General features: G+C 71.1%; 13 protein-coding genes and 1 riboswitch. Of the genes, 10 read left to right on the top strand and 3 right to left on the bottom strand.

Annotated features, from left to right (window positions below; genetic code table 11):
* Positions 1 to 75: 75 nt before the first annotated feature.
* Together ACFY2B_RS01780 and ACFY2B_RS01775 are read left to right on the top strand one after the other, a co-directional pair.
* Positions 76 to 1,431: an SWIM zinc finger family protein gene (locus ACFY2B_RS01780; RefSeq protein ID WP_390761142.1), complete on the top strand. Its 1,356-nt coding sequence runs from the start codon at positions 76 to 78 to the stop codon at positions 1,429 to 1,431.
* A gap of 41 nt (positions 1,432 to 1,472) precedes the next feature.
* Positions 1,473 to 3,320, top strand: a complete 1,848-nt coding sequence (locus ACFY2B_RS01775) for a DUF5691 domain-containing protein (RefSeq protein ID WP_390761141.1) — start codon at positions 1,473 to 1,475, stop codon at positions 3,318 to 3,320.
* A 197-nt stretch (positions 3,321 to 3,517) separates the two neighbouring features.
* Here the strand turns inward: ACFY2B_RS01775 and ACFY2B_RS01770 are convergent, their stop codons facing one another.
* Positions 3,518 to 3,940: a cobalamin B12-binding domain-containing protein gene (locus ACFY2B_RS01770; RefSeq protein ID WP_390761517.1), complete on the bottom strand. Its 423-nt coding sequence runs from the start codon at positions 3,938 to 3,940 to the stop codon at positions 3,518 to 3,520.
* Positions 3,941 to 4,251: 311 nt separating this feature from the next.
* Here ACFY2B_RS01770 and ACFY2B_RS01765 point away from each other — a divergent pair, with 311 nt between their 5' ends.
* Both ACFY2B_RS01765 and ACFY2B_RS01760 read left to right on the top strand, forming a co-directional pair.
* Positions 4,252 to 5,133: an esterase/lipase family protein gene (locus ACFY2B_RS01765; RefSeq protein ID WP_390761140.1), complete on the top strand. Its 882-nt coding sequence runs from the start codon at positions 4,252 to 4,254 to the stop codon at positions 5,131 to 5,133.
* A gap of 558 nt (positions 5,134 to 5,691) precedes the next feature.
* Entirely contained in the window at positions 5,692 to 7,233 is a 1,542-nt protein-coding gene (locus ACFY2B_RS01760) for a M23 family metallopeptidase (RefSeq protein ID WP_390761139.1), read from the top strand.
* A 177-nt stretch (positions 7,234 to 7,410) separates the two neighbouring features.
* On the opposite strand, the gene pcrA is transcribed toward ACFY2B_RS01760, so the two are convergent.
* Positions 7,411 to 9,948, bottom strand: a complete 2,538-nt coding sequence (pcrA, locus tag ACFY2B_RS01755; protein WP_390761138.1) for a DNA helicase PcrA — start codon at positions 9,946 to 9,948, stop codon at positions 7,411 to 7,413.
* A 442-nt stretch (positions 9,949 to 10,390) separates the two neighbouring features.
* Positions 10,391 to 10,564, top strand: a riboswitch (cyclic di-AMP (ydaO/yuaA leader).
* An 8-nt stretch (positions 10,565 to 10,572) separates the two neighbouring features.
* On the opposite strand from pcrA, the gene ACFY2B_RS01750 reads away from it, so the two are divergent.
* The 3 genes from ACFY2B_RS01750 to ACFY2B_RS01740 all read left to right on the top strand — a co-directional run bounded on the left by ACFY2B_RS01750 (position 10,573) and on the right by ACFY2B_RS01740 (position 13,628).
* Positions 10,573 to 11,721, top strand: a complete 1,149-nt coding sequence (locus ACFY2B_RS01750; protein ID WP_390761137.1) for an NlpC/P60 family protein — start codon at positions 10,573 to 10,575, stop codon at positions 11,719 to 11,721.
* A gap of 203 nt (positions 11,722 to 11,924) precedes the next feature.
* The gene (locus ACFY2B_RS01745; RefSeq protein WP_390761136.1) at positions 11,925 to 12,434 is read left to right on the top strand and encodes a DUF2231 domain-containing protein; all 510 of its coding nucleotides are present in this window, start codon (positions 11,925 to 11,927) and stop codon (positions 12,432 to 12,434) included.
* A 189-nt stretch (positions 12,435 to 12,623) separates the two neighbouring features.
* Positions 12,624 to 13,628 carry a tellurite resistance/C4-dicarboxylate transporter family protein gene (locus tag ACFY2B_RS01740; protein WP_390761135.1) on the top strand — a complete coding sequence of 335 codons (1,005 nt, stop codon included), beginning with the start codon at positions 12,624 to 12,626 and terminating at the stop codon, positions 13,626 to 13,628.
* Between the two features lie 161 nt (positions 13,629 to 13,789).
* On the opposite strand, the gene ACFY2B_RS01735 is transcribed toward ACFY2B_RS01740, so the two are convergent.
* Positions 13,790 to 14,143 (bottom strand): hypothetical protein, encoded by a 354-nt coding sequence (locus ACFY2B_RS01735; RefSeq protein WP_390761134.1) that lies wholly within the window; start codon positions 14,141 to 14,143, stop codon positions 13,790 to 13,792.
* A 325-nt stretch (positions 14,144 to 14,468) separates the two neighbouring features.
* On the opposite strand from ACFY2B_RS01735, the gene ACFY2B_RS01730 reads away from it, so the two are divergent.
* From ACFY2B_RS01730 to ACFY2B_RS01720, 3 genes are all read left to right on the top strand, one after another.
* Positions 14,469 to 15,536 (top strand): NlpC/P60 family protein, encoded by a 1,068-nt coding sequence (locus tag ACFY2B_RS01730; protein ID WP_390761516.1) that lies wholly within the window; start codon positions 14,469 to 14,471, stop codon positions 15,534 to 15,536.
* A 559-nt stretch (positions 15,537 to 16,095) separates the two neighbouring features.
* Positions 16,096 to 17,001, top strand: a complete 906-nt coding sequence (locus ACFY2B_RS01725) for a YncE family protein (RefSeq protein ID WP_390761133.1) — start codon at positions 16,096 to 16,098, stop codon at positions 16,999 to 17,001.
* Positions 16,929 to 18,254 (top strand): alkaline phosphatase family protein, encoded by a 1,326-nt coding sequence (locus tag ACFY2B_RS01720; protein ID WP_390761515.1) that lies wholly within the window; start codon positions 16,929 to 16,931, stop codon positions 18,252 to 18,254. The genes ACFY2B_RS01725 and ACFY2B_RS01720 overlap by 73 nt, the downstream gene beginning before the upstream one ends.
* Positions 18,255 to 18,265: the final 11 nt, after the last annotated feature.

Below are 18,265 nucleotides of genomic sequence, written 5' to 3'. Positions count from 1 at the left end.
ACTGACAATCCATTCTGACCTGCGAAAACGCTTTGGCCGGGGCGAATGTCAGTGGGGGGATCTACCGTCGATGGCATGACTCAGCAGGGGGTGCGCTGGACCGCGGACCAGGTGCTGGCACTGGCGCCTGACGCAGCATCACGCAAAGCGGGAAGCAAACTCGGCACGGCCGGGCCGTGGACCGGGGCGGGGAGTTCCGACGAGGGGACGGTGTGGGGACTGTGCAAGGGCAGTGGCAGCAAGCCGTATCAGACGGTGGTGGACGTCGCGGACGCGTCCGGCCCCGCGTACAAGTGCAGTTGTCCGAGCCGCAAGTTCCCGTGCAAGCACGCGCTCGGACTGCTGCTGCTGTGGGCGGGCGGGGACGCCGCGGTGCCGACGGGGCAGGCGCCGGACTGGGCGGAGCAATGGACAACGGGGCGGAAACAGCGCGCCCAGGAGAAACGGCAGTCGGCCGCGGCCGGATCCGCCGCCGGATCCGGTGATCCCGGGGCCGCGCGGCGCCGGGCGGAGCGCCGGGCCGAGCGGGTCACGGCGGGCGCGACGGAACTGGAGCAGCGCCTGGCCGACCTGCTGCGCGGCGGGCTGGCCGCCGCGGAGCAGGCGGGGTACGGGCTGTGGGAGGAGACCGCGGCCCGCATGGTCGACGCGCAGGCCCCCGGACTGGCCGCACGAGTGCGGGAGTTGGGCGCCATACCCGGTTCCGGTCCGGGCTGGCCGGTGCGGCTGCTGGAGGAGTGCGCACTGCTGCACCTCCTCGACCAGGGCTGGCTGCGCCGGGACCGGCTGCCGGACGGCCTCGCGGCGACGGTCCGTTCCCGGATCGGCCTGCCCGCCACGGCGGACGGCCCGGCGGTACGGGACCGCTGGCTCGTCCTCGCCCAGTACGACACGGCGGACGCGAAGCTGACGACGCGCCGGATCTGGCTGTACGGCGAAGAGTCGGCCCGCGTCTGTCTGCTCCTCTCCTACGGCGCGGCCGGCCGGGCCCCCGAGCAGGCCCTGCCGGTCGGGCTGGCGCTGGAGGCGGAGGTGTCCGTCCACCCCGGCGCGGGCCAGTCGCGCGCCACGCTGGGGGAGCAGTTCGCGCCACCCGCACCCGCCGCGACCCGGCCGCGGGGCGAGACGACTGCGCGGGCGATCGCCCGGTACGGCAAGGCGCTGCGGGACGACCCGTGGCTGGACGCGGTGCCGGTGACGTTGGACCGGGTCGTCCCCACGCCGGACGGCGGCTCCTGGCAGTTGGCGGACGCCGACGGGTCGGGTGCGCTGCCGCTGACCCCGGCCGCCCGCTCCCGCTCCGGGCTGTGGCGACTGGTCGCCCTCTCCGGAGGCGCCCCGGTCAAGGTGTTCGGCGAGTGCGGCCACGGGGGCTTCACTCCGCTGACGGCCTGGCCGGAGGGCGAGGGGAAGGCGGTGGCGCTGTGCTGAACCGACCGGAGACCGCGGGATCCCCGACCAGAAGGAGTCGCATGAACGGCGCCACCGTCCAGGAGTCCGGTATCGCCGCCCAGGATGCCGGTGCCACCCCTCAGGAGAGCGGTGCCGCCGGCCAGGCGTCCGATGTCGCCACCCGGGAGTCCGGGATCACTGCCCAGGTGTCCGATGCCGCCGGCCAGGAGACCGGCACCGCCGCTCCGCCGGGCGCCACGAACAGCGCGAACGCCACGGATGCCGTGAACACGACGGACGCCACGACCGCCACGACCGCCACGACCGCCGTCGGTGCCTGGGAGGATCTCGTCACCACGGCACTGCTCGGCACCGACCGGCGTCCGCCCACGGGCGGCGGGCACGGCCGCGAGGCACCCGTGACGCTGCTGGACGCGGCGGCCCTGGCGACCGTACGGCGACGGGCGGGCCTGCGCCCGGCCGCGGCGGCGCGGCGCCCGGAGCCGGCCGCCGAGGACCCGCGTCCCGCCCTGCCCGCCGCCGCGGCCAACCGGCTCGCCCTGCTGCTGGCCGACCGTCCCGGCACCGGCGGCGGTCGCCGCGGCACCGCGCCCGATCTGATGGAGCTGCTGCCCCAGTGGCTGGCGACGGCGAACGAGCACGGCTATGCCGCGCCCCCAGAGACCCTGCCCGCGCTGCTGGACGCGGCCCGGGGGCGCACGGACCTGCGCCCCGCGGCGCTCGCGTTCGCCGGGCCGCGGGGGCTGTGGCTGGCCCGGCTCAACCCGGACTGGCGGTTCGCCCTGCGGGCGGCACCGGGCGGCGGCGCGGCGCTGCCGGACCTCGACGACGCCGCCGAGGTGCAACGGCTGTGGGAAGAGGGCCTGTTCGCCGAGCGAGTGGCGCTGCTCGCGGCGATCCGCGCGTCCAGACCCGTGATGGGCCGCGAGTTGCTGACATCGACGTGGTCGGCGGAGCGCGCCGAGGACCGGCTGATGTTCCTCGACTCACTGCGCGCGGGTCTGGACGCCGCTGACGAGCCGTTCCTGGAGCGGGCGTTGGCCGACCGCAGCCGGAATGTGCGGGCGATGGCCGCGGAGTTGCTGTCCGCGCTGCCCGATTCGGCGCTGGCGGCGCGGATGGCGGTCCGGGCCGGGGCCTGTGTCGCAATCGACCACACGCTCGGCGATCCGACGATCGCGGTCGAGGCGCCGCCCGAGTGCGACGCGGCGATGGAGCGGGACGGCGTGGTGGCCAAACCTCCCACGGGGCGAGGCGAACGGTCCTGGTGGCTGGGCCAGCTGCTGGAGGCGGCACCGCTCGGTACGTGGTCACGGCGGCTCGGCGGGCGTACGCCGCGGGAGATCGTGGCGCTGCCGGTGGCGGACGGCTGGCAGGCCGAGCTGCACGCGGCCTGGTGCCGGGCGGCGGCGCGGCAGCGGGACGCGGAGTGGTCCCGGGCGCTGCTCGGGACGCCCGGCGCGCCCGAGGCGGGCGGGCCGGGCGCCGTGTCCCTCGCCGAGCGGGCGAAGCTGCTGGGCGCGCTCGGTGCCGGGGAACGGGCCGACTGGGTGGCCGGATTCATCGCGATGCACGGCCTGTCCGAGGCGTTCCAGCTGCTCGGGGTGTGCGCCGTGCCCTGGACGGAACCGCTCGGCCGGGCGGTGGTGGACGCACTCGACATCGCCCGGGACGCGGGGAGCTATCCCTGGAGTTTCAGCGGGGTGATGGGGCTCGCCGAGCGGTGCCTGGATCCCGCGGAGGCGTCACGGCTGGACGGGCTGCTGGCCGTGCCGGAGGAGGGGGAGGACGCGTCACCGGGCGCCGGCGGGTACTGGGCGGAAGCGTTCCAGCGGCTCGTGACGACCTTGCGGTTGCGGGCGGACATGGCCCGTGAGCTGGGCGGTCCGCTGGAGGAGCCGACATAGGTCGTTGCTCGGCTGCGGGCGGGTGGTGGCTGAGCACGCCGTCCCCCGCGCCCCTGCGCGGGCGCCCGCCCCCGCCGGGCCCGCCGCCCAGCCAGGCCCCCACTCGGGAAGGACCGGAAAAGGTCGTCGTCCGGCTGCGGGCAGCTCGTGGCTGAGCGCACCGTTCCCCGCGCCCCTGCGGGGCATGGAGGGGTGGGTCAGCCGCCGGAAGCGGCTGGTTGCCGTACGTTCGCCCGTACCCACTCCACGATCGACGCCGTGGTCGCGCCCGGGGTGAAGATCTCCGCGACGCCCTTCTCCTTGAGCGGCGCGATGTCCGCCTCGGGGATGATCCCGCCGCCGAAGACCAGGATGTCCGCGGCGTCGCGCTCCTTGAGGAGGTCGATGACGGCCGCGAAGAGGGTGTTGTGCGCGCCGGAGAGGATGGACAGGCCGATCGCGTCGGCGTCCTCCTGGATCGCCGTGTCGACGATCTGCTCCGGCGTCTGGTGGAGCCCGGTGTAGATGACCTCCATACCGGCGTCGCGCAGCGCCCGCGCGATGACCTTGGCACCGCGGTCATGACCGTCGAGCCCCGGCTTGGCCACCACCACGCGGATCGGACCGGCTGCCACACCCATCACTGCCTCCATGAAGCGATTGGATACACGATTGGATCCATCCGTACCGACAAGTACCGCACCATCCGTGCGCTCCGCCACCGGCCTGGAAGTGAACGAACGTTATCCCCAGCATCCCGCAACCGGCGGTTTTACGGTGGCGGCCGAGGGGGAAATCACACGGTGGGACATGTTCGGGAGCCGCAGCTTGGTCCACGGGAACACGAAAGGCATGCGGCGTGCACGACACGCACCTCGGTGACCCTGCGTACGGCTTCCCACAAGGGCACACGGGGACAGAGACGTCCTCCTGTGCCGACAGGAGGTCGGCCATGATGGTCACCAGGGCAGTGCAGCCGCTTCGTCCGCTCTACCAGCTCCTCCTGCCGGGCAAACTGGCGGGACTCTCCGTGACGCTGCTCAAGGCGACGGCCCTTGAGGTCACGATCCTCGCGGGACACCTCCTCCTCTATCCGACCGGCATCATCCAGGAACGCCGCTCCCAGTCCCCGTCCCCTTCGGACGGCACACCACGGCTGCCGGCCCGGCCCGAACTGCCGGTCGTCCTGCTGCACGGCTTCATCGACAACCGATCGGCCTTCGTCCTGCTCCGCCGCAATCTCGCCCAGCACGGCAGGCACCGGGTGGAGTCACTCAACTACTCCCCGCTGACCTGCGACATTCGCATCGCCGCCGAACTGCTCGGCCGGCACATCGAGGAAATCTGCCGACGGACCGGAAGTCCGCAGGTGGACATCGTGGGGCACAGCCTCGGCGGACTGATCGCGCGCTACTACGTACAGCGCCTGGGCGGCGACCACCGGATCCGCACGCTGGTGACGCTCGGTACACCGCACTCCGGCACCCGAGCCGTCCCGCTGGCGAACGCCCACCCGATCGTGCGCCAGATGCGGCCCGGCTCGGCGGTGATCGAGGAGCTGACCATGCCCGCACCCGGCTGCCGTACCCGGTTCGTCAGCTTCTGGAGCGACCTCGATTCGGTGATGGATCCACTGGACACCGCCTGCCTCGACCATCCCGACCTGCTGGTGGAGAACGTGCCGGTCACCGGGATCGGACACCTCGCGCTGCCGGTGCACCCCGCGGTCGCGGCCCGGATACGTCAGGCGCTCGGCGCCGAGCCCGCCGAGCCCGCGGAGGCGGGAGCCGAGACGGGAGCCGTCCCGGGGCAGGCCGGGCTGACCGTGGCCTGAGGACTGCGGCCTGAGGACCATGGCCTGACCGGGGGCCGAACGGAGCCGGAGCCGAGGCCGGGCCGATCATCCGCGCGAAGGCCGAACGGAACCGGAGCCGGGCCGATCATCCGTACGGAACCCGTACGGAACCCGTACGGAACCCGTACGGAAGCCGAACGGAGCCAAGCCGTAGCCGAGGCAGATCATCTGCACGAAGGCCGGGCTGATCACCTGCGCGGAGGCGGGCGGATCACCCGAATGGCCGTACCGGACGAACGGCACGGGGTCCCGGGCGGACGGCCGACCGGCACGAAGCCGGTTCACCCGATCGCCACGGCGCCCGTGCGTCCCGCCCGGCCGGCGGGACACGAGCCCGGCCGTCGGCCTGCCCCTGCCCTGACCATCGAACATCCTTCGAACACAAAGCCAAACCCGCGCCCGCGCTCCCCGAAACACGGCCGAATGCCCGTTTCCTGCGAACGCGAAACCAGCCGAAGATTGTCGCGCCCGCATACCGCCGGGTACAGTCGCCGCACTGCTCTGGCAGCCCCTGTTGTCGAGGCGAAAGAGAAGTTGGTGAACGACCGTCACCCGTCGGGGACTCTGACCACCCCGGCTCCGGCTTCCGAAGCCACCTCGGCGCACTACGCGTCGTACGGCGGACAGGAAGCCCAGTACGGCGACTTCACCACGTACGGCGGCTACGACGCCGGCGGCGCACCGCAGGGCGCGCACACCGCCGCCTTCGAGACCGACCCCCTCTTCGGCAGTCTCCCGGGCGATTCCGGGGCCACCGGTGCGTACGACACCACGCACTGGTCGACCGGCGCGCACCACACCCTGAACTACGACCCGTACGCGGCGCAGCACCATGCCGCCTACGACAGCGGCGCCTACGACGCCACGGCGTGGTCGGTGCCGCAGCAGCAGGGCTCGGGGGCCGACACGAGCGGCCAGTGGGACGCCGGTGCCTGGTTGCAGGCCGATCAACTCGGCGGTGCCGACCCGACCCAGCAGTGGGAGTGGGGCACCCAGGCGTTCGACACCGGCGCGTACGACGCCACGCAGTGGAACTCCGACGGCGCCCGGTCCGAGCATCCGGCCGAGCCCTTCGAGCACCAGGCGACCGGCGCGTTCGAGCAGCCCTCGTACGAAGCGGCCCCTTACGGGGAGACCGCCTACGAGGAGAGCCCCTACGCCCCCTCCTACGGGGACTCCGCCTACGACGACTCCGCCTACGCGACTGTCGCGGGTGAGGAACCCGCCCCGGGCGGGGGCGGGTTGACGGCCACCGGTGAGCTGCCTGCGGTGGCGCCGCTGCTCGACGGCCAGGAAGAGGTCACCCCGGTGCCCGTCCCGCGCGCGGGTTCGCGGTCCGCGTCCCGCTCGCGGCGCCGTCCGCCCGCCAAGCGCTCCGCACTGCTGACCATCGCCGTGCCCTCGGCCTGCGTGATGGGGGTTGCCGGGATCGCCGCCGCATCCGTGGGCGGCCTGACCGACGACGGTACGGACACGACCGCCTCCGCCCCGGACCCGCAAGCGGTGAAACCATCCACCGCCAACAACAAGCTGGACACCCAGCTCGAAAGCCTCTCCGCGGGCGCCGACGACTTCGCCGACCGGGCCAGCCGCACTCAGGAACGCATCGATCTCAAGGCCGAGCAGGACGCCGAGAAGAAGAAGGCGCTGGCCGAGGCGGCGCTCAAGGAACGGCTGCGGCCCAAGTTCGCGCTCCCGGTCGCCCAGCACGGGCTCAGCGCCTATTTCGGCCAGGCCGGTGTGAACTGGATGTCCGTGCACACCGGGATCGACTTTCCCGTTTCGTACGGCACGACGGTGATGGCCGCGACCGACGGCACCGTCCGCACGGAGTGGAACAGCGCCTACGGCAACATGATGATCGTGACGGCGAAGGACGGCACGGAGACCTGGTACTGCCACCTCTCCAGCTACCAGGTCGTCTCCGGTACGAGCGTCAAGGCCGGGCAGCCGATCGCCTACTCCGGGAACTCGGGCAACTCCACCGGCCCGCATCTGCACTTCGAGGTGCGCCCCGCGGGCGGTTCGGCCATAGACCCACTGCCGTGGCTGCGCAGCCACGGACTCGACCCGACGTAAGGGCTCCGCACTCGGGCACAAGGTCCGTCCCACGGGCGTACGGCCCGTCCTGCGGGCATGAGGGGCGGCCCTCCCATGGACGTACGGCTCCCATCCCACGGACGTACCGCTCCCGCCCCGCGAACGACACGACGCGGGGCGGGCCCCGTCTCAAGGAGCTACGGCTTCTCCACGGCGCTACAGCTTCTCCACCGGCGCGTACCGCAGCAGCAGTCGCTTGGGCTTCGCGTCGCCGAAGTCGATCGTCGCCTGGGCCTTGTCCCCCGTGCCGGCCACCGCGACGACCGTGCCGAGACCGAACTGGTCGTGGGTGACCCGGTCGCCGACGGCAAGGGACACCACCGGTTTCTCCGACGCCCTGCGCGTGGCGAACCCGGACGCGCCCGCCCCGGACGAGCGGGAGCGGGACGAGGACAGCGAGGACGCGACACCGGACGCGGGCCCGGAGGAGACAGGCGCCGGGGCCCCCGTCCGCTTCCACTCCATATGGGCGCCCGGGATCTCCTCCAGGAAGCGTGAGGGCGGGTTGTACGACGGCTGGCCCCAGGCGCTGCGCATCGTCGACCGGGTGAGGTACAGCCGCTCCCGCGCGCGCGTGATGCCGACGTACGCCAGGCGCCGCTCCTCCTCCAGCTCCTTGGTCTGGCCGAGGGCACGCATGTGCGGGAAGACGCCGTCCTCCATACCGGTCAGGAAGACCACCGGGAACTCCAGGCCCTTGGCGGTGTGCAGGGTCATCAGGGTGATGACGCCGTCGCCCTCCTCCTCGTCCGGGATCTGGTCGGAGTCGGCGACCAGCGCGACCTGTTCCAGGAAGTCGGCGAGTGTGCCGCCCGGGGCCGCGGCGCCCGCAGCCCCCTCGGCCGCCGCGCCTTCGCCCCGCTCCTGCTCGAACTCCAGGGCCACGGAGGCGAGTTCCTGAAGGTTCTCGATCCGGGTCTCGTCCTGGGGGTCGGTCGAGTTCTGCAACTCGGCGAGGTAGCCGGTGCGTTCCAGCACCGCCTCCAGGACGGTCGCCGGGCCCGCTCCGGACTCGGCGATCGTCCGCAGCTCCTCCATCAGCACGTTGAACCGCTTGATGGCGTTGGTCGACCGCGCGGCCATGCCGTACGCCTCGTCCACGCGGCGCAGCGCCTGCGAGAAGCTGATCTTCTCGCGCTGGGCGAGCGCGTCGACCATCGCCTCGGCGCGGTCGCCGATGCCGCGCTTGGGCACGTTCAGGATGCGGCGCAGCGGGACCGAGTCCTCCGGGTTGGCCAGCACCCGCAGGTAGGCGAGGACGTCCCGGACCTCCTTGCGTTCGTAGAAGCGGACGCCGCCGACGACCTTGTAGGGCAGGCCGACGCGGATGAAGACCTCTTCGAAGACACGGGACTGGGCGTTGGTGCGGTAGAAGACGGCGACGTCGCCGGACTTGGCCTCACCCGCGTCGGTCAGCCGGTCTATCTCGTCGGCGACGAACTGCGCCTCGTCGTGCTCGGTGTCCGCGACATACCCGGTGATGGTGGTGCCCGCGCCCGCGTTGGTCCACAGGTTCTTGGGGCGGCGGGACTCGTTGCGCTCGATGACGGCGTTGGCGGCGGACAGGATCGTCTGCGTGGAGCGGTAGTTCTGCTCCAGGAGGATCGTCGTCGCGTCCGGGTAGTCCTCCTCGAACTGGAGGATGTTGCGGATGGTCGCGCCGCGGAAGGCGTAGATCGACTGGTCGGCGTCGCCCACCACGCACAGTTCGGCGGGCGGCAGGTCGTGCTCCTGCGCGGGCACGTCCGCCGGGCGCTCGGCGGTCCCGACGAGTTCGCGCACGAGTGCGTACTGGGCGTGGTTGGTGTCCTGGTACTCGTCCACGAGGACGTGGCGGAAGCGGCGCCGGTAGTGCTCGGCGACGTCCGGGAACGCGCGCAGCAGGTTGACGGTCGTCATGATCAGGTCGTCGAAGTCGAGGGCGTTCGCCTCGCGCAGCCGCGACTGGTAGAGGGCGTACGCCTGGGCGAGGGTCTTCTCGAAGCTTCCCCCGGAGTCCGACTGGGACGCGCCCCCGGCCGCCTCGGCGGCGTAGTCCTCCTCGTCGATCAGCTCGTTCTTCAGGTTGCTGATCTTGGCGCTGAACGCCTTCGGCGGGAAACGCTTGGGGTCGAGGTCCAGGTCGCGGCAGACCAGGGCCATCAGGCGCTTGGAGTCGGCGGCGTCGTAGATCGAGAAGGACGAGGTGAAGCCGAGGCGCTTGCTCTCGCGGCGCAGGATGCGCACGCACGCGCTGTGGAAGGTCATCACCCACATCGCGTTCGCGCGCGGGCCGACGAGGTGTTCCACGCGCTCCTTCATCTCGCCCGCGGCCTTGTTGGTGAAGGTGATCGCGAGGATCTGCCCGGGATGCACCTTGCGCTCCGCGAGCAGGTGGGCGATGCGGTGCGTGAGCACGCGGGTCTTGCCGGAGCCGGCGCCGGCCACGATGAGCAGCGGGGAGCCGGAGTGCACGACGGCCGCGCGCTGGTTGTCGTTCAGCCCGTGCAGGAGCGCGGCCGGGTCGATGACCGGCCGGGGGGCACCGTCCCCGTAGTAGGAGTCCGGGTCCGGGGGCACGTCGAACTTCCCGCCGAACAGATCGTCCGGAACCGGCTCCGGAGCGTGCTCGTCCTCGGGCGGTGGGGGCTCCCCCTCCTGCCCGCGGGGGGCCTGGAGGTCCGCCAGGAAGCTGTCGTCAAAAAGGCTGCTCATCGCTCTCCGAGTCTAGGGCGCACCACTGACAACCCGCTGCCGCCCCGAGAACATGACCGGTGCCGCTCGCAGAACTTCGCCGGTGCCGCCCCGCCGCCCCAGCGAAGTCCCAGGCCGATCCCAGGCCGATCCCAGGTCGATTCGAGGCCGGCCGCAGACCGCCGCAGACCGGCCGCAGGTCGACCACGATCCCAGGTCGCTCACGGGTCGGTCCCAGGTCGCCGCCGAAGCGTGACCCATTCCGTCCGGCCGGGATCCACCCGGTCACATCCACGCCCGATCCGCTCACCGTACGGAATCACCCGATGACCCTGGAGGAAACTCACCACCAGGTCACGAAAATGTATCGGGCATATCACCCACCAACCTTCACAGGGGCCACACGAGTTGGCTAGCGTGCCGGGCGGGCCGTACGACCCCCACCGGCGAACCTCGCCGGGCCGTGCGGCCTCCGCCGAGTCCGGCGTGTCCCCGTGGCACGCGGGAGCCGGGGACCCACACCGACTTTGGGGTGAATCGGCCCAATCCCTCACAAGGGAAACGGCCGTAGGGCAAACCTTCCGAACCACCCGCCCGAACCCGACAGCTAACTCGGCAGGCGGAACACGGAAGGAGTCGCCTCTCTTGGCGTCGCACCGCAAGCCGCGCTCCGCGGGTACGCGCGTAGCAGGCATACGCACCCCCGCCCTGGCCACCGTCGCCCTCACCTCCGTAGCCCTGCTCTCCCAGACGGCCGTCGCCGCCCCCACCGACGGCAAGCCGAGCGTGGAGGAGGTGCAGAAGAAGGTCGACGACCTGTACCGGCAGGCCGAATCGGCAACCGACCACTACAACGCGGCCAAGGAGCAGACCGGCCAACAGCGCAAGCGCGTCGACACCCTCCTGGACGACGTCGCCCGCGGCACCGACCGGCTCAACAAGGCCCGTGACGAGCTCGGCTCGTTCGCCGCCGCGCAGTACCGGACCGGAGCCTCCGTTCCCGACAGCGCCTCCCTCCTGCTCGCCGACAACCCGCAGGACTACTTCGACCAGAGCCAGCTGATGAACCGGCTGACCGCCCGCCAGAAGACCGTGGTCGACGACTACGTCACCGAGCAGTCGGCGACGATGAAGAAGCGGCGGGAGGCCACGCAGAGCCTCGAAACGCTCACCAAGTCGCAGGACGAACTCCAGACCGCCAAGGCCACCGTCCAGAAGAAGCTCTCCACCGCGCGCGAGCTGCTGACCAAGCTGACGGCGGAGGAGAAGAAGCGGCTCGCCGAGATCGAGAAGCGCCGGCAGGAGGAGGCCGCGCGGAAGGCGGCGGAGCTGGCCAAGGAGCAGCAGGCCGCTCAGCAGAAGAAGGACGCGTCGTCCGCCACGGACACATCGTCCTCGCCGTCTTCCTCCTCTTCGTCCTCTTCTTCCTCGTCGGCCACCAAGGCCCAGAAGGCGATCGACTTCGCCCGCGCGCAGATCGGCAAGCCCTATGTCTGGGGTGCCACCGGTCCGGGCTCCTACGACTGCTCGGGGCTCACCCAGGCCGCCTGGAAGGCCGCCGGCGTCAGCCTGCCGCGCACCACCTACAGCCAGGTCGACGCCGGAACCACGGTCTCCCTCGCCGATGCCCAACCCGGTGACCTGGTCTTCTTCTACGACGACGTCAGCCACGTAGGCATCTACATCGGCAACGGGATGATGATCCACGCCCCGAAGCCTGGCGCCTACGTCCGCGAGGAGTCGATCTACTACGGCGGTGATTCGATCATCCACAGCGTGGTGCGACCCGCCTGACGCGGCGCGGGCCCGCGTCGAACCGACCCGCGCGGGCCGCGTCGGCCGAACCGTGCGGGCCCGCCTCTTTCCGCTCCCGCGCGGGCCCGCATCGCGCTGCTCCCGCGCGGGGCGCGGGGGCTGCCGCCGGGGGCGTCATTGAGAAGAAGCTGAGAGTTTCATGTGCCACGCTGACGCCCCCTATCCCGCTCAGGAGCGCCTCGATGACCCTGATCAACGGCCTGCCCGCCCATGTCCTGCTGGTCCACGTAGTCGTCGTACTGGTACCTCTCGCGGCGCTGGCGCTGGTGGCGGCGGCACTGTGGCCGCGCGCCGCCCGGCGACTGGGGCCGCTGCTGCCGGTCCTGGCACTCCTCGCCCTGGTCAGCGTGCCGTTGACGACGCAGGCGGGCGAGTGGCTGGAACGGCACGTGGAGAGCGACGCTCTGGTGCGTCGGCACACCGAGCTGGGTGACGGGCTGCTGCCGTGGGCCGCCGGGCTGTTCGTGCTCGCCGCGGTCGTGTGGTGGGCGGGGCGGTCCGCGCCGGCCGGGGAGCCGGGCGAGGCCCGCGGCATACGCTGGTCCGCCCTGCCCGTACGGATCGTCGTGGGGGTGCTCTCGGTGGCCGTCGCGGTGGGAGCGGTGGTGGACGTCTACCGGATCGGCGACTCCGGAGCGAAGGCCGCCTGGCACGACTCCTACTCCAAGACGGCGACGGGATCGAAGGACTAGCTGGTCCTGGTCGAGGGCCACGCCTGGAGATGCGCCCTCACGCGCGCGTGCCGCCACGTACGTGACGAGTGTCCGTACCTGAGCGCCACGCGCGCGTGAGGGCGTTCTTGTCCCGCACCCGCGCGTTTTTGCGGCGCGCGCACGCGTGCCATGCCGCCGACCCGCCCGGCGCTCCCTAGCATCGGGCGCATGCCCGGCCCCTCTCCCCTCCGCGCCTGGTGGGCGCAGCGACCGCCGGCGGCCGGTGCCGCCGTGATGGCGACCGGCATCGTCTCGGTGGCCCTGCGGCTGACCGGCTACGAGGTCCTGTCACTGATCGCGCTCGCGCTGGGCTGTGTCGCCTGGCTGGCGCTCGCCGCCGACTTCGTCGCGGGTCTGCTGCACGACCGGGAGCGGTGGCTGGCCGAGGCGAAGACGCCCGGCGCGCTCACCGCGGTGGCCGCGACGACGGTGCTCGGCACCCGTTTCGCCCTGCTCGGCTGGTCCACCCTCGCGGAGGCGCTGCTCGCGCTGGCGGCCGTGCTCTGGCCGGTGCTGCTGTTCCTCGTCGTACGGAACAGGAAGCGGCGCATGCCCGGAGCGGTGTTCCTGATCTGCGTGGCCACCCAGGGGCTCGCCGTGCTCGGCGCCACCCTGGCCGCCACGGAGGCGACGGCGTGGCTCGCGCACACCGCGCTGGTGCTGTTCTGGCTCGGTCTGCTGCTCTATCTGGTCGCGCTGGCCCGGTTCGACCCCGGGCAGGTGCTGAAGGGGGCCGGGGACCACTGGGTCGCGGCCGGTGGGCTCGCCATCTCGGCGCTGGCCGGAGCGAAACTGCTGTCCGCCGACAGCCCGGCCCTGTACCTGTGGAACAAGGACGACCGGGGCGTCCTGCACACCGTGACCATCGGGCTGCTCGTCCTCGACCTGGCCTGCTACGCCGTACTGCTGATCGCCGAGGTGCTCAGGCCCCGCCTCCGCTACGACGTGCGTCGCTGGTCCACGGTGTTCCCCTTGGGGATGACCGCGGCGGCCTCGCTGGCCGTGTCGGCCGCCGCCGGGATCTCGTGGCTGCGGGACCTCGGGCAGGTGCTGCTGTGGGTCGCGGTCGCGGCCTGGCTCGCCGTCGGCGCGGGCGCGGTCGTGGCGGCCCGCGCGGGGATCAGGGCCGCGGGCCGGGCGGAACGTCCCCGGGCGCACCATCGCCGGGCCTGACGTCCCCAGGAGTTCCTGGGACACCCTGGACGCGTCGTAAACATCCAAGAACGTTCAAGACGTTCTTGATACCCAAGACGTTCAAGACGTTCAAGACGCGTTCAAGACGTCCATCGGGATCTCCGGGAACCCGCGGTGCCCCCGATGTCATATTCCGGGCGTCACGTCCACAGCACGGCGATGAAGATGTTCACCGCGGTCAGCAGACCCACCACGCCGAACATGTTCTTGTCCACGCGCTCCTCGTCCCGCTTCACATAGACGAGACCGAGGATCACGATCAGCACGAGCAGCTTCACGCCGATCTTGATGTTGTTGACGTGGTGGTGGTCGGCCTCGTTGAGGCCGACCAGGATCGCGCCGGTGACCAGCATGGTCAGCGCGCCGTGCAGCATGGCGGGGACGAAGCGCGCGGTGCCCTGCCCCATCGCCTTCATCTGGGTGAGGAAGCCGCCGAGGAGGGCGGCGATGCCGATGATGTGCAGCGCGACGAAGATATGGATGAGTACGCCCATGCCCGGAGCCTAATGAGGGGCGGGAAGGCGGCCGGGCACCGGCCCCCGCCTTCGGGCACCGCACGGCATATGCCTGCCTCATAGCACCCGGCGGACCGCGTGCGCCCCGGAAGCGCCACTTCGGTCAGTGCGTCACGTGAAGTCGGCGGTTCCACAGCGTCCTCACGGTCACATACGGTCACCATCGGCACCCCCGGCACCAGTTCCGTACATTCCGTTACCGACTCGTCACAGTCGGGCCTAGCGTCCTCCACCAGCGGCCGGCACTCCTCCGCCGGCCGCGCCGACCGCTCGTAGGACAGCAGGAAAGGACGTGACGGTCCAGGTGGCAGCCCACCGCAAGCCCCGGAACCGCCCGCTCGGCGGCAGCACGGCCCGGACGGCCGCCACCCTGGCCCTGGCGGGCGCGGCGACCGCGACGGCCTTCGACGGCACCGGACACGCCGAGCCGCAGCGGACACCGGACCAGGTCAGGGCCGAGGTGGACGAGCTGTACCAGGAGGCAGAAGCCGCCACCGAGAAGTACAACGGGGCGAAGGAGAAGGCGGACGCGGCGCAGCGGCGGCTGAGGTCCTTGCAGGACGAAGCGGCCCGCCGGGAGGACCGGCTCGACTCGGCACGGGACGCGCTCGGCACGGTCGCGGCGGCGCAGTACCGCAACGGCGGTCTCGCCCCCGCCCTCCAACTGGCACTGTCCGCGGATCCCGACCAGTACCTGGAGGGAGCCGAGTTCGCCGAGCGGGCGGGCGACCGCCAGTCGGCGGCGGTGACGCGGGTACGGGACCAGTTACGGGAGATCGAGCGACTGCGCGGCGCCGCGCGGATCGAGCTGGCCTCGCTGCGATCCCGGCAGGCCGAACTGAAGCGGAGCAAGCGGACGATCAACGAGAAGCTGGGCACGGCCCGGCAACTACTGGACCGCCTGTCGCCGCCGGAGCAGGCCGGCGTGACCACCGAGGGGACCGGAGGCAACCGTGCCTCGCGTGCGGATCCCGGGGACGGGCGCACCGCCCTGCCGGTCGCGGGGCCGGTCGCGGCGCCCGGTCCCCGCGCGGCGGCGGCCGTGGCGTACGCCTATCAGAAGATCGGCAGCCCGTACGTGTGGGGCGCGACGGGCCCGAACGCCTTCGACTGCTCCGGTCTCGTCCAGGCGGCCTACCGATCGGCCGGCGTAGCCCTGCCCCGTACGACCTACGCCCAGATCAGCACGGGCCGACGCGTCTCCCGTTCCGAACTGCTCCCCGGTGACCTGGTGTTCTTCTACTCCGGCATCAGTCACGTCGGCATCTACGTGGGCAACGGCCAGATGATCCACGCCCCGAACCCGTCGGCTCCGGTGCGGCTGGCCCCGGTCGGCCAGATGCCGTTCGCGGGGGCGACCCGGGTGGTGTGAGGCGGATCAGGACCAGGACACCCGGCGGCTGCCGCTCGACACGGCATCGCTCCACCCGGCCCCCGGGACCGCTCGGAGCCCGGTGCGAGTTACTCCGGTTCCTTCCGACTCCTTCCGGTTCCCCTCCGATTCCGCTCCGAGAATTCCAGCATTCGGCAAGCACTAAACTGAGGTCTGTTCAACTTCGGCATGTGCCCTCGCCATTGGACGCGATCGTCGACTTCGCCATTGACTTCATCTTTGGCCTAGTAATTGACCTTCACCGTCGGAACTCCCCACCGGCTTCGCCGATCGGCTTCACCAACCCTGCCGACACCATTGCCGTCACGTGGGCCGGATTTGGAAGTCCTTTTAGCGTCGCAGCCCTGATGCCCCGTCATCTTCGCAGCCCGGTGCACCGTCGACACGCAGCGTGGCAGGTACACCTATCGTTCCTGCGTGGCGTCGGTGTGCATATCGGTTCAGTTTGTTCGGCATTCACGTCCTCTCAACAGGATTCCGGCGGACATCGGACGCCATACGGGCGGCCGGCAACGGCCACCCCGGAGGAATACAGTTCATGCGCAGACCGAAAAAGGGCCTCCTCTCCCTCGTCGTCGTCTCGACCGTGGCCGTACTCGCCTCGGCCACGGGACTGACGTATGCCGAAGGAGGATTCGGCAACACCAGGCTCGGCGACAAGACCGTGGGCCGGCAGACCGACGGCTCGTACCTCACGCAGACCAACCAGTTCGTGACGCCCGTCGGCGACGTCATCAAGGAGAACGGCCAGCCTCTCGGGCTGACCCTGAACCCGGATGGCAAGACCGCCGCGTCCCTCAACACGGGTGGCGCCAGCACCGGCATCGTCACCGTCTTCGACCTCGTCCACAACAAGGTGCTCCAGCCATACGGCGGCGACCCCGGCCCGTCCCTCGCCGACCGGCCCGGCGGCGGGGTCTCCGACGGCGGCATCGTCTACTCCCCCGACGGCAAGCATCTGTGGGCCGCTCAGCAGTCGAAACTGGCACGCTTCGACGTCGCCACGGACGGGACCCTGTCGAACGAGATCACGGTTCCACTGCCGGGGGTTGACGGCCGCAAGGCCGTCCCGGCCGGCCTGGCCTGGGCTCCGAACGGCACCGACCTGCTGGTCACCCTCAACGCGAACAACACGCTCGGCGTGCTCGACACCACGACCGACACCGTGACCAAGCAGATCACGGTGGGCAATGTGCCCAACAGCGTCGCCGTGATCGACGGCCGGGCGTACGTGAGCAACCAGGGCGGCCGGCCGGCCCAGCCCATGCCCGGCAGTCTGCTGGACCAGGTCGGCGACGTGACCACGAGCGGCGAGAACTCGCCGAGCGAGGTCGCCGCGAACCTCAAGGACCGCAACCGGCCACCAAGTGGCTGTCGTTCAGTCCGAGCGGCTGGGTCACCTACCACCTCGCCAAGCCCAAGGCGGTGGTGCAGTACTCGTTGACCTCGGCGAACGACACGCCAGGCCGCGACCCCAAGGACTTCACCCTCCAGGGGTCGAACGACGGCAGCACCTGGACCGACCTGGACCAGCGCACGGAACAGAGCTTCAGCGGGCGGTACGCCACCAACAGCTACACCTTCCACAACACCACCGCGTACAGCTACTACCGGCTGAACGTCACCGCGAACTCCGGTGACTCGCTCCTCCAGCTCGGCGACTGGGACATCAGCGACTCGACCGCCCCGGCGGACCGGACCGACGACTCCTACGGCACCCCGGTGGTCACGAACAACGACATGGCCGTACCGTCCACCGGCACGGTCTCCGAGGTGGACCTCACCGCCGGGAAACAGATCAAGACTTTCCCCGTCGACCTGGAGCCGAGCGCCCTGCTCGCCGTGGGCAAGAACCTGATCGTCGCGAACACCGACGACGACTCGGTGACCACCATCGACACCGCGAAGCAGCGACTCGGCCGGACCTTCACCACCAACCCGGCACCGGGCGCGCCGTTCGGCGCCCAGCCCAACGCCCTGGCCATGCTCGACCCGACGCACCTCGCGGTCAGCCTGGGCATGTACAACACGGTGGCGGTCTACGGGTACCACGGCGCGTACACGCAGCCCACCTTCGAGGGCCTTGTCCCGACCGGGCAGTACCCCTGCGGAATCGCCCTGAACCCGGCGACGAAGAAGCTCGTCGTGGCCAGTGACGAGGGCCTCGGCTCGGCCGGCGCCGACGGCTCGGTCGACGAGGGCACCGGCACCAGCGAGGACGACTCGCAGAACGGCGTCGACCACGTCGACGGGCACCGCAACCCGACGCTCGTGATCAGCCCGTACGCCAGGCGTGGCGCGGTCGTCCACGACTACTACAGCCAGCTCAACGTGTTGCGCACGATCGAGCAGATCCTCGGTCTGCCGCCGATGAACCAGGAGGACATGGCCGCGGAGCCGATGTACGACGCGTTCACCAACAAAGCGGACTACACGCCGTGCACCTATCTGCCGAACCAGGTCTCGCTGACCTCCACCAACCCGCAGCCGTCCCAGACCAGCAGCCCGATCGCGAAGGCATGGGCCCAGTGGTCGGCCCAACAGGACTTCAAGACCGAGGACATGGTGAACGTGGCTCAGGAGAACCGGGACATCTGGTACTCCACGAACAACTTCACCAAGCCCTATCCGGGTGACAGCAAGGTGCTGCTCCCCAGTGAGGTGTCCGGCACCAACCCCCTGCCCGACGACGACTGACGGCCACCGGC

The organism is Streptomyces sp. NPDC001270 (assembly GCF_042896695.1).
In the GTDB taxonomy this organism is placed as follows: Bacteria; Actinomycetota; Actinomycetes; order Streptomycetales; family Streptomycetaceae; genus Streptomyces.
Note: the sequence above shows the minus strand (reverse complement) of the source record. Positions and strands in the feature narration are given on the sequence as shown.

Bases quoted from the DNA above. Each gene is read 5' to 3' on its own strand.
- ACFY2B_RS01780 (WP_390761142.1), top strand. From the start codon at position 76: ATGACTCAGCAGGGGGTGCGCTGGACCGCGGACCAGGTGCTGGCACTG.
- ACFY2B_RS01775 (WP_390761141.1), top strand. From the start codon at position 1,473: ATGAACGGCGCCACCGTCCAGGAGTCCGGTATCGCCGCCCAGGATGCC.
- ACFY2B_RS01770 (WP_390761517.1), bottom strand. From the start codon at position 3,940: ATGGGTGTGGCAGCCGGTCCGATCCGCGTGGTGGTGGCCAAGCCGGGG.
- ACFY2B_RS01765 (WP_390761140.1), top strand. From the start codon at position 4,252: ATGATGGTCACCAGGGCAGTGCAGCCGCTTCGTCCGCTCTACCAGCTC.
- pcrA (WP_390761138.1), bottom strand. From the start codon at position 9,948: ATGAGCAGCCTTTTTGACGACAGCTTCCTGGCGGACCTCCAGGCCCCC.
- ACFY2B_RS01745 (WP_390761136.1), top strand. From the start codon at position 11,925: ATGACCCTGATCAACGGCCTGCCCGCCCATGTCCTGCTGGTCCACGTA.
- ACFY2B_RS01740 (WP_390761135.1), top strand. From the start codon at position 12,624: ATGCCCGGCCCCTCTCCCCTCCGCGCCTGGTGGGCGCAGCGACCGCCG.
- ACFY2B_RS01735 (WP_390761134.1), bottom strand. From the start codon at position 14,143: ATGGGCGTACTCATCCATATCTTCGTCGCGCTGCACATCATCGGCATC.
- ACFY2B_RS01725 (WP_390761133.1), top strand. From the start codon at position 16,096: ATGCGCAGACCGAAAAAGGGCCTCCTCTCCCTCGTCGTCGTCTCGACC.